6 protein-coding genes are annotated in these 12,018 nt (G+C 34.2%); 1 reads left to right on the top strand and 5 read right to left on the bottom strand.

What is annotated here, in order from left to right; genetic code table 11:
* Positions 1–84: 84 nt before the first annotated feature.
* The 5 genes from ACODST_RS15000 to ACODST_RS14980 all read right to left on the bottom strand — a co-directional run bounded on the left by ACODST_RS15000 (position 85) and on the right by ACODST_RS14980 (position 10,458).
* Entirely contained in the window at positions 85–714 is a 630-nt protein-coding gene (locus tag ACODST_RS15000; RefSeq protein ID WP_488932926.1) for a DUF4230 domain-containing protein, read from the bottom strand.
* A gap of 207 nt (positions 715–921) precedes the next feature.
* On the bottom strand, positions 922–3,240 hold the full coding sequence (tamL, locus tag ACODST_RS14995) for a translocation and assembly module lipoprotein TamL (RefSeq protein ID WP_488932925.1): 2,319 nt from the start codon (positions 3,238–3,240) through the stop codon (positions 922–924).
* On the bottom strand, positions 3,224–8,323 hold the full coding sequence (locus ACODST_RS14990; protein ID WP_488932924.1) for a translocation/assembly module TamB domain-containing protein: 5,100 nt from the start codon (positions 8,321–8,323) through the stop codon (positions 3,224–3,226). Before ACODST_RS14990 ends, tamL begins: the two co-directional genes overlap by 17 nt.
* Before the next feature lie 308 nt (positions 8,324–8,631).
* The gene (locus ACODST_RS14985) at positions 8,632–9,588 is read right to left on the bottom strand and encodes a GSCFA domain-containing protein (RefSeq protein ID WP_488932923.1); all 957 of its coding nucleotides are present in this window, start codon (positions 9,586–9,588) and stop codon (positions 8,632–8,634) included.
* Positions 9,589–9,684: 96 nt separating this feature from the next.
* Entirely contained in the window at positions 9,685–10,458 is a 774-nt protein-coding gene (locus ACODST_RS14980; RefSeq protein WP_488932922.1) for a hypothetical protein, read from the bottom strand.
* 401 nt (positions 10,459–10,859) lie between these two features.
* Between ACODST_RS14980 and ACODST_RS14975 the strand changes: the two genes are divergently transcribed.
* Positions 10,860–12,017 carry a matrixin family metalloprotease gene (locus ACODST_RS14975; protein WP_488932921.1) on the top strand — a complete coding sequence of 386 codons (1,158 nt, stop codon included), beginning with the start codon at positions 10,860–10,862 and terminating at the stop codon, positions 12,015–12,017.
* The last annotated feature ends 1 nt before the right edge of the window (position 12,018 follow it).

Below are 12,018 nucleotides of genomic sequence, written 5' to 3'. Positions count from 1 at the left end.
AATTCAAAAAATCATTTTAATCCTTTAATCTGTGGCAAAAAACCTTTGCTACTATGTTCCTTTGCCTCTTTGAACCTCAAAAAATTACAATTTTAAATCCTGACTCAATTCCGTCTCAGATTCAATAGTTTTTCCGTTATATTGCAGTTTCCAACCCATCGAATTAGTCATAATCAAAATTTTAGACAATTCGCTTATTAGTCTGTTTTGGGCGTTTGTTTTTAGGGTTGATTTTTCGATTTTCTTGGCTAAATTAGCCTTTACCGATTTGTTGATTTTATTGTAATCATCACCTGTAAACGGATTTAGTTTGCTTTGTTCCACATCATAAAACTGAATATCCGGATTAATCGTAATTTCTTCTTTTGGAATGTTTAGAATCGTAATGGTTTTATTTTTCTCATCAACATCATATTTCATTTGATGCAGATCGTAAGCAACCGTTACGTTGGCATTGACTACAACCAATGCTTTTTTTTCAAAAGAAATCATGTCTAAGAAATATTTCTGCTGATTTTTATAGGTGATCACTTCCGAAAAATGTCCTTCGGTGACAACCAATTTTCCAACATTAAGAATCTGCTGTTGAATTAAATTGGTATTGTATTGAATATCCGAATCGTCCTCTTTTTTAAACTGGCAGTATTTAAAAGCCAATACAATAAGTAAAACGATAACACCAACACCTATAATTCTTTTGATTAAGTTTTGCATTCCTCTAAAATATTTTAGACCAATTTACTTTATTTTTTCTTTTTTTCTGCCATGAATTCACGAATTTTCGCTAATCTCTTTGTCTATTATTTTCTCAATTTCACAAATCAAAATTCGTTTAATTCAATTATAAGCATCCATATAGATTATATTAATTCGTGAATTGCTTCGCCAGTTCGCTATCGCTCGGGTCGTGGCTAAAAAAAATTAGAACGGATAACCAATAGCGATATTCAAAATGAGGTTATCTTTTCTCCAGGAACTGCTTCCAAAATTTATGTCGTCAATAACCCATCTTTGTCCGTCCGGAAGAGCTGGATTTCTTAATGGAATAGCTAAATCTGTTCTTAGGATTAGGAACGACAAATCAAAACGTAAACCTGCTCCTGCCCCCACAGCAATTTCTTTCATAAAATCTTTTGAGATTTCGGCTCCGGGTTTATTGGGATCGGCATGTAAAAGCCAGATATTACCAGCGTCCAAAAACACTGCACCTCTTACAATACTAAAAAGTTTCGCTCTGTATTCGGTATTAAATTCCAATTTCAAATCGGCTGACTGGTCTGGGGTATAATTAATATTGGTAGTGGTTTCCGGAATCACATAACTTCCCGGCCCAAGTGTTCTGGCTCTAAAAGCACGAATACTGTTTGTTCCTCCTACTACAAACTGTTTTGATGCCGGCATTGTATTCGAATTTCCGTAAGCAAATCCTGCCCCAACAATTAATCTACTGGCGAGTTCGCTTTCTTTTCCCAATTTTAAATAATGCCTGAAATCGGTTTTGATTTTTACATATTGACTAAACGGAACATCAAATATTGTTTTTACCTTATCCGGATAATCGGCACCAGTTACCAAACCTGTAATATTTCCCGCCAAATCTAATTCGCCATTAAAATAGATAGTGTTTTTTCGGCGTTTCTGCATCGTATTGGTATAGGTATAATTGTATGTCGGTCCAAAAATTAACTGTTTTTCGATTACCTTTCCTAAGGCCGGATCTTGCTGAATATCTTCTAAATATTCCGCTGTAACATGATTTGGACTGACATACGTCACATCAATTACATTCAATTGATTCTCTTTTCGAATATTCTCTTTCCACAAATAACCAAAGGAAGTATTGAAAGAATTCAGTGCATATAATTGCGTTCGTTTTTGATATTCATAACGAATCGCTGCTTTTGTTCTGGGCACATATTCGCTGTTGCCTTCAATATTAAAAGGTGTAATAAATCTCGGCCAGGTCAAACTGACTTCTCCCCCAAGTTTATAAATGTTCTTTCCTTTATTGACTCCGCCTAATTGAAAATCGGCCCCTCCAAAAACAGAGGCAGTAAACAATTCTGCTCCGTGAAGGAAATTTCTATTGTTCCAGTTTAAATTTACTTCTGTACCCGTATAACTTGCCGAATTAGTTTTACCTAAAACCTCAACACGAATAAATTTTTTAGGTAAAAGCGTTAGATAATAATAGGAATCTAAAGCATTTTCAATACTGTCTGAAGGCTTAAATTCGTTTTTAACAAAGCTGAAAGTTCCCAGATTGACGAAACGATTCAAAGTCAGATTATGATCGGTTCGGTTGTACAAATCGCCTTTTTTGAAATAAATTGTTCTGTCGTAAACTCGTGGTTTAAAAGTTTCTGCCGTATCAATAATCGTAAAATCTTTATACTGCGTTATATTCTTTTTCCTGTAAACCATACTATCGTTGGCCAGAGAATAATTCGGATACACAAAAATGTTATTCATGGTATAAGCTCTTAAGGCTTTTGCAGGCGTTTCTTCTTTAATAACCAATCTGATTTTTACTTCATGATCGCCTTTACTGCTGTCTACTTTCGCCAGAAGATAATCGGGACTGAAATAATAATATCCTTTTTCTTTCAATCTGGCATCAATACGTTCTCTTTCTGCTTTTATAACATCTAAATCATACGGTTTCCCTACTTTCAATAAACTGCGTCGGCTTGATCTGGCGATTATTTTGGACATTTTTAAAGAATCATCGGGAAAAGTCACACTTTTAATAATGTATTGTTTTTTGGGAACAACGGTATATTCTGCCGTAACTCTTTTATTCCTTACGGTAGAATCAGCACTGACACGGGTTTTAAAGTAACCTCGGTTTTCGGTAAAATTTCGCAGAACGGAAGCATTATAATCTAAATCGACTTTACTAAAAAGCACTGGCTCTTCTCCCACTTTAGTTCGTAACCAATATCGAAAACCTTTTTGCTTTTTAGGTTCGCCGGCAATATTATAAAACCATAATTTGGGACGTAATCCTAAAAACGTTTTGTTTGGTTTTGGGCGAAGAAGTCCTTCAAGTTCCGTTTCCAAGGCTTTTCTATCTTTCTTTTTCACAATAGAATCTTTCACTTTTACCGAACCGCCTGTGTACAGCAAATCGCCTTCTGGAAGATATTTTGTATTACTGCATCCAAAAACAAAAAACAAGGATATCAGTACAAAATACTTTACCAGATGATTTTTTATATGATTATGTTTTTTGTTCATTTCCTTCAATTTGATTTTCCTGCAATTGCTCCTTCTCTTTATCCTCCTTTTTTTTCTGCTTTTCTTTTTCTTTTCGGAGCTTTTCTTCCCGAATCAATTCTTTTTCTTTTTCAGTTCGATGGAAAAGTTCTCTGAATTTATTGTAACTCATCGTGATAATAAAAGCAACACCTGTTTCTACCACCTGTCCTTCTACTGCTACCTGATATTGATTTTTTCTGTAGGCACGAACAATATATCTACCATCTTTTGTCAATTGATAATCTAAAGCAACATCTCCAGCGATATTGGTACTTTCTTCGTTGGCGCGCTCTGCACCTTCAACTCCAAAACTGCTTCCAACAGTTACTTTCAATCGGTCATCCAGCAGTTTTTTAGAAACTTCCACATTCAAATCTGTTCTGTTTTGCATCGTTCCGGAAGTGTAATCTTCAGAGGATTCTAAATCAAAATTGACTTCAAAACCTGTAATTAATTCTCCTGCCAGATTATTCAATTGCTGCGAAAGTATTTTACTCACACTTTGTCTTGCCATCGTTTCGGCACTAATTCCTCCACTTTGACTCGCAAACGGATTTTCGCCCACAAAACGGTTTAGTAATAAAAGCGCAAAAACCTGTTTGTTCAATTCGGCTGGATCTTGTTCCAGTTGTTTTAATTTAGCTTGTGTTGTCGTAACTACATCTGTTGAAACATTATAATTTCCTTCCGGTAATACAATTCCAAAGGAGATTTCAGGCTTCATCAATTCTCCATTCATTTTCAACAAAGTCTGAAAAGGAAGTTTTTGTTTATAAGTATTCTGAATAGACTGTTCCATTCCTGCTAATTGATTTCCAAGTAAATCAATAGGAGCTGCATCTACTTTATAAATAGCTGTAATATTTATGTTCGCCATCGTTGGCTCGCCATTCCAGGTAATATAACTTCCTTCCTGAATATCGAATTTTCTTTTGATTCCGTTAAAATTCATTTGATAAGCTCCATCCGAGAACTCATATTTCCCAGTCAAAGTTGTTTTTCCGGACTGATCAATTCCACCGACTAATTCTGCTTCTCCTTTTAAGTTCAGATAATCACCGTTTGATTTATCAATCAGCAAAGTCAATTCAGCTTCTTTGTCAATCGTAATGGCAACATTCACGTTCATTCCTTTTAGTTCCGACTGATCCAATTTAGTCTGCATTTCAACTGTTTGTTTCAGATACAAATTATCTTCATCAACAAACTCCACTATTCCTTCACGATCTGCAATGGACGGATCCGACTGCGGCATAACCACTGTAAACTTGGTTTCCTTGTTTATTTTGATTGTACCATCGACAACCGGACTTTCTAAACTTCCTTTGATATTTAATTTAGTGTCCAAAAATAAATCACCATAAAACAAATCATTGTCGGCGGCTTTAGAATTTATGGCTCTAAAATCATTGGCTTCAACCAAAAGGTTAAAATTATACTTTGTAAAATCAGCCGATTGAACGGTTCCATTCACAAACAATTCATTGTCATTTTCATCTAAAAGAGAAAACTTATCAAACGAAATTACGCCCTCGTTGAAAGTGATTTTTTCTTGTCCGGTTTTAAAATAGGAATTCAGCTGTGTTACTCTGAAACCGGCATCATTAAAATTCAATTCTCCATTCACTTTTGGTGCAGAAGTACTTCCCGTCACTTTAAAATTTCCTGATAGAAAACCTTTTCCTTCGGTAATATTACCCATGCTGAATCCTTGAATGCTTTTGATGTACAGCTTATTAATTGCCATATCCAAATCAAAAGTACCTTCTTCGATTTTATATTCTCCCGTCAGTTTTACATCATTTCCTTCATCACTTAAAACGATATTTGCGGCAAGTGTATCTTCGGTTTTATTGTCTACTTTTATTTCTAAATCTCCGACTTTTTCTCCTTTAAAAGTAAAATCATCTATTTTTAAATCAGATGTAAAAGTGGGTTTGGTCATGACATTTTCGACCAAAGCATTTCCGTTAATTAATCCCTGCATTAACAGTTCGTCTTTTTTGACCATGTTCATAATGGTTTCGATTTTGAAATTCACAAAATCAACCTCAAGTGGTGCATTATTTTGAGTTCCCTGCGATTGGATTTTTAATTCGTTTCCAGAATTGCTCAGGAAAAATTTATTGATATAAAGTCGGTTATCCCCAAATTCAATTGCGTTTTCCGGATCAACTGTCCACTTATCGTAATTTAAAACAAAACTGTCTGCATCGATTTTAAAGATGTTTTTGGAGTCTTCATGATTCAGGTTTCCGGCGATAAAATACTGCTGTTTTTCTTTGGCGTCTTTTACTTCCAACGCGTACGTCAGTTCATTATTTTCTACTTTTCCTGACAAACTCGTAAACGGAATTTTAAGCGAACCGCTTTCAACAGAGGCTACAGAAACCAAATATTCTAAAGCATTTTCTTTGGTTTCGATATTTATTTTTCCGTCCGAAATGGTATTTCCTCCATACACAATTCGTGGAATTGTTCCTTTTACTTCTAATGAATCGGCCTGGCTGTTGTATTTTCCGTTTATACTAAAAGGTTCTAAACTCGTTAATTTTGGTAATAATTTCAAAAGCACCGGATCATTATCCACTTTCAAAGTAAAGGCCAGTCTTTGTTCATCTGATTCAGCGTTGACTTTAGGATTTTGAAGGTTAATATATTTAGACAATGATTTCTGAACTGAATTCGCCAAAGTCGTCAATTTGTATTTTCCAGTTACTTCTGCTTTTAGAAACTGGGACGAAATTTTAATCGAATTACTGTCTTTATCTACAAACGCAAAAACGCGGATAGAATCTAAAACAATGGGTTCTTTGTCCTGTAAAATCTGAATATTCGACAGAAACACTTTTCCGTTCAAGAAATCGGGATTACTGTTGGCAATATCAGCATCTACATTTCCGCGGAGTTTCATTGGGCCGGCATGAAGATTTAGTTTTTCTAAATCGGCTATATCGAGATTTAATTTCAGTTTTACGGTTGGATATTTGTCTTTTGTATCACCAGAAGCCGTTAAATTAAAATTCAGATTTGGATCTTCCATTCCTGATTTTACAGCAAAAGAACCGTTTTCGATGTTTCCTTTCAGCGTTAAATCTTTATAGGTATATCGGTTAAAAACAGCTTTTTTGACAATTCCGTCAACGACAGCATTTGCTGTTTTTGGATCTAAACCGTTTCCTTTTACTTTCGCGTTAAGCGTAATTTTTCCAATCGAATCGTTTTTTATTAATCTCCCTAAATCAAACTCATTTAAGGAAACTGTTGCATCGTATTTTTCTCTTTTTTTAATACGCTGATCAAATAAAGCATCCACTTTTGCATTTCCGAAACTGCTGTTTAAAGCTAGATTCGTTTTAAAATTCTGAACAGAACCTTTAAATTTTCCTTGTAAACTCAGCTGCGACGGAAGCTGAATATTCTTAGGAATTGTTCCTGCCGGCACAAACATATTAATGTCTTTTGCGGTGCTCGACATTTTTTTAATATTCAAATCGTAATACGCTTTTTCAGCATCTGGCAATCCAGTGATTTTCCCCGAAAGGGAAACTTTTGTAGTTCCAATTCCGCTCATTTCGAATTTAGAAATATTCAGATCTTTAACTTTTCCACTCACACGGCTGTCCACATACAAAATTGCATTTGGATTGCTCTTAAACGGATTGGTATTTTGAAGTGTAGGAACAAATAGCAAAATATCTTTGAAACCGATTTTAGATTCTTTCAGATTGGCATCAATAGCCAGATTTCCTAAATCTTTCTGTAATGCATCAAGCGATTTGTATTCTGCTTTAATTTTATCCTGAACAAGTGTTTGTGGTGTCTTCAAATACAAGTTTTCCAGAGAAGCATTTTTTGGTCCGTAGAAGAAATTGGTTTTTAAGGACTGAATCTGCAAACCACTTTTTTCATTAACCGTAAGCTTATTTATATTTCCCGAAATCGTATCGTTTCCGTAATACAATTTCTCTGCTTCGAAGTTAAATTTACTCAAATTCAAATGACTATAATCTAAACCTTTTGCAACAGGTTTTGACTGCATATCGTCAAACTTGAAGGCAACATTTTCAATATTGACTTTGTTTAATTTTGCTTTCCAGCCGGTTTGTTTTATGGCAGTTGTATCTAAATCCGGCGTTTTGATTTGTTTGTCTTTGGCTCCTAATCGCAGGTTTCCGCTAAGATCTTTTACTTCGAAAGTATCGAAATCTAAAAGCTGTTTGTTTAGATCGATTTCATTTACGGCTAAATTTAAGTTTCCTAAACGAATGCCGGAATTTAGTTTTGAATCTTTATTATCGTATAAAATATCAATCTTAGACAATGAAATTTTATTTAATGCCAGTTTGAAATCCGGCTGTTTCGAAATGGTATCAACCGTTTTAACCGAAACTTCTGCAATTTTCTCTACCACATCCTGATCTAAAACTACTTTTAATCCGTTTAGATTAATCGTTAGAATATTAAAATCCATTTGATCCAAATCGAATTTCCGGAATTTGGTATCAAAATGCGTCAGGTTTACGCGTATATCATTTTTAGCAAAATCATCTTTAAAATTGAATTTAACCTGATCGAGGTTTACTTTGACAACCGAAATTTTAAAAGGTTTCGCATTTGGATCTTCTACTTTCGGTTCTTTGGATTCGAATGCTTTGATAATGTAATCGAAATTGAAAACGCCTTCTTTATTTCTTGCAATATTGGCTTTTACATTTTCAAGGGAAACGGAATTGATTTCGAGTTCACTGCTAACGAGTTTAAAAAGATCAACATCAACTTCTAATCGTTTACCTGCCAGCAAAGTATCTTTCTTTTGGTCTTCAAAATAGAAACCTTCCAGCACTACATCTTTTGGGAATTTTATGGAAATATAATCTAAGGAAACTTTGGTTTTTATTTTATCCTGAAGATACGTAACCGCTTTATTTTTAACGAAATTCTGAACCGACGGAACCTGAATTAAAATAATAACAAGTAATAAAAGTGCCACTACAGAAACCACGCACCACATCAGGATACGAAGTATTTTTTTAATAAAATAAGCGGGTTTCTTATTCATACGTCAATAAAATCGGTTCGATTAAAATTGCTTCTGAAAAAAGCAGGGTTAGACATCTTACAAAAATGTAAAATTTAAACCTTAACAATTTACATAATTCCGAGCAATTATTCTAAAATTTTATTGTTGTTTTTGCCACAAAGGCGCGAAGTCGCGAAGTTTTGAGTTGTTTTTTTGCCACAGATTACACAAATTAACACAAATTAAAATAAAGCTGGATTATTTAAAAAAATCCTTGAAATCTTTATAATCTGTGGCAAAAAAAGTCAGCTAATTTCTAAACTGTTGGTTTTAACCAGTCACTGCTATTAAAATTTAATATGCGGTAATTTTTCTCCCAGCTGATTTATTTTCTGTTGGAGTTTTGCTAAGAATTTTTGATGTTGATCTGATTCGGGATTGAAACTTCTGTGACGAAGGCTTTTCTGGATTTCATCTACTTCCTGCATTGTTGATGTACTTTCCTGTGAAATATAATTTTCGCTGAAAAGCTTCCAGATATAGTCGATCGCGATTTGATTGGGATGCAGCATATCTTCGTTGTAAAAACGATAATCGCGGAGCTCATCCATCATGATTTCGTATGAAGGAAAGTATTCGGTGGTCAGTTTTAAGTGGTCAGTTTTGAGAACCGAATGCAAAGCTGAAAATAAATGTGATTTACTTAACTGATTTTCTACAAAACCGTCTTTAATATGTCTTACAGGGGAAATCGTAAAAATGAAATTGATTTTCGGATTTATTGTCTGAATTAAATCAATTGTGTTTTGAATGTTTTTCTGGATTATTTCTACCGATAACAATTCTTTTGAAAATTGTTTCTGTGGTACTTTATGGCAATTAGCCACTACTTCATCTTTCTCTAAAATTTTATAAATCCAGGAAGTTCCAAAAGTAATAATGAGATGCGTTGCTTCTTTTAGTTGTTTGCGTGTTTCTGAAATAGCTTTGTTCAATGTTTCCAGTAATTCTTGTCGGTCGGCATTACTTAAATCAGAATGTACTTCAAAAGAATGCCAGCGTTCATTATGAAAGAAAACGTCTTTTTCTTCAAACCATACTTCTTTACAAACTCTTTCGAATAATTTCTCGATAGAAACTGGATTAAAAATAATCCCAAACGGATTGGTTTCGTTTTGGAATTTAAAATAATCAAATTTAGAAGCCATGTTTTCTGCAAAACAGGAACCAATAGAAAGTATTTTCGAATGATAATCGATTGACGAATTACTTTTTGAAATTGGGATCTGTGTTCTGAATTGCATGAGATTGTATTTGAACACAAATTTCGTTAATTATCATCAATTAAAAAACCCAAATACAGCCGTATTTGGGTTTTATTAAAATAAAAAAAACAAAAATTAATATAGGTATTCTGTAATTTCTCCTGCCCCTGAACCATCAGATTCAGACTGGGTCTGCTTAGTTGGATAGTCGTTAGAATCATATTCATAAATACAATTGTAAACACTCGTTGTTGTGCTTTGACCATTATCATACACGACAGTCCATTTTGTAGCATTGTTAATACCTGATTTAGTAAATCCAATGAGTAAATTGTAACCTAATATATTCTTAAACGGATTGTTTTTATTATCGTATTCATAAGTCTCAACATAACTGGATCCGGTATATACTTCCGTTTTCTTCATAAGATTTCCGCCAGCATATGTTAAAACTCCTTCTGATTTTTTCTCTTCTTCTTTTGTTTCAGGATCAACAGAGTATTTTAAAAATGATATTGTTCCATCTGCATTATGTGTATAGACAATTTTACTGATATAGGTAATATCATTTCCAGTTTCTGCCAGCAGTGATGTTTTTACTTTTCCATTTTCATAAGTAAATTCATTTACGGAACTTATATTTCCATCCTCTGCAAAATCTTCAACTTTCGTTATAAAATCACCTGTATACGTATAAACTTCTTTATCCTTTTCGGAATAACTTGCGCTCACTATTTTATTTCCCTCATATATCATTACAGCTTCATCGTTATCATCTGGATAATCCGGATACTTATAAACTACTGTCTTTGGTAAAATTGCTGTTTCATTTTTTCCTGAATCATCATTTGATGAACAAGAAGCAATTATCAGAGTTAAAACTCCTAAAAGGAATACGATTTTTTTCATTTTGTCTCGGGTTACATTTGTAAGTACCGCAAACGTAACACAACCTAAAATCAAAACCTAACCGTTATCTTGAGGTCATTTAGCCCTAAAAATACCATAAATCCGCATCAAACAACTGCACTTGCTGCTAATACACTAACAAACAACAAGATAATCGGATTCTGTTTTTTCTAAGAAATTTTAGCAAAACCATTAAAATCAGGTAGAAATACTTAGTCCTTTTCCTGCTTTGTTAAAAAAGGTTTTCTGTTCTTGAATTATTAGGAAAGAAATACTAACATCAAATCATATTCACATTAAAAGTCATATTTATTACAACATAAGCCATAATTGATGCCCGGCTGAAAAAGAAAATCTTTTATTTGCTAATTTACCCTCAGAATCCGGTTTTAAAATAATTTATGAGAGAAACAAGCTTTCTAATTACCTGTCTTATATTCACTTTATCTGCGTATGCTCAAATAAAAGAGCTGGCCCAAACAGAAACTGACCTTTTTAAAGACATTCATATGTGTACTTTTGACCGGGCTGGCACTCGCAGCAGTCAGGTTTCAAAAACAAGTGCCGCTATCATAAACTGGCCACGGTGGAAAACGGGTCAGACTATCAAAATTAAATTTTTAAATGGGGAAACTTCTCTTCAGGAAAGAGTGAAAGAATGTGCCCGGGAATGGACTTTATATGCTAATCTCAAATTTGAGTATGTCCCTGTTAGCGAATATGCCGATATCCGGATTAGTTTCAGATGGAATAATGATGGCAGCAGCTGGTCTGTATTAGGAAAAAGTTCAACTACTTATACAGTAAACTATCAAAACGAACCTTCTATAAATTTTGGATGGACTTCTCTGGGAAATGCATCCACTACAAAGAGAGAAGTACTACACGAATTTGGCCACGCCCTGGGTCTGGTGCACGAACAATCGAGTCCTGTTTCCAATATAGCCTGGGATCTTCCAAAGGTTTATAAATACTACAGTGAACTTATGGGATGGTCAAAAGAAGAGGTGGATGAATATGTACTTTTTAAATATAGTGTAAACCAGACGAATTACAGTCAATATGATCCTTTATCAATCATGCATTATTTTGTGGATCCTGCACTTACCACAAACGGAATTGGTGCAGCCGAAGCCAAAGAATTATCCATAACCGACATGGAATCTATAAGCAGATGGTATCCGTATCCTTCAAAATCAATCATATATTCAAACGAACGAATTGATTTGATTCCTTTTACCCGTCCGGTTATATCGCCAAACGGATTTTATAGGCTTGAATTCAGTAAGGGAATATTATCTGTTATCGATGTAAAGAATAAAAACACTATCTGGAAAACCGGTACAGCATCACAACGATCGACAAGTGCTTTGCTCGAATACGGAAATTTAGTGATTAAAAGTAAAATCAGCAGACTTTCTGCTTCTTCTTCTACCCTTTGGAGAAGCAGTAATTTTAATTATCTGGATGAATGTACTTTAGAGTTACAAGATGACGGAAATTTAGTTTTGTTTCATGGAGAAACCGCAAAATGGTCTTCCATCTCAGGAGAATTGTAAC

The organism is Flavobacterium sp. FG19 (assembly GCF_057809475.1).
Note: the sequence above shows the minus strand (reverse complement) of the source record. Positions and strands in the feature narration are given on the sequence as shown.

What these genes read in the sequence shown, in the direction of transcription:
- ACODST_RS15000 (WP_488932926.1), bottom strand. Translation starts at nt 714, where the DNA reads ATGCAAAACTTAATCAAAAGAATTATAGGTGTTGGTGTTATCGTTTTA.
- tamL (WP_488932925.1), bottom strand. Translation starts at nt 3,240, where the DNA reads ATGAACAAAAAACATAATCATATAAAAAATCATCTGGTAAAGTATTTT.
- ACODST_RS14990 (WP_488932924.1), bottom strand. Translation starts at nt 8,323, where the DNA reads ATGAATAAGAAACCCGCTTATTTTATTAAAAAAATACTTCGTATCCTG.
- ACODST_RS14985 (WP_488932923.1), bottom strand. Translation starts at nt 9,588, where the DNA reads ATGCAATTCAGAACACAGATCCCAATTTCAAAAAGTAATTCGTCAATC.
- ACODST_RS14980 (WP_488932922.1), bottom strand. Translation starts at nt 10,458, where the DNA reads ATGAAAAAAATCGTATTCCTTTTAGGAGTTTTAACTCTGATAATTGCT.
- ACODST_RS14975 (WP_488932921.1), top strand. Translation starts at nt 10,860, where the DNA reads ATGAGAGAAACAAGCTTTCTAATTACCTGTCTTATATTCACTTTATCT.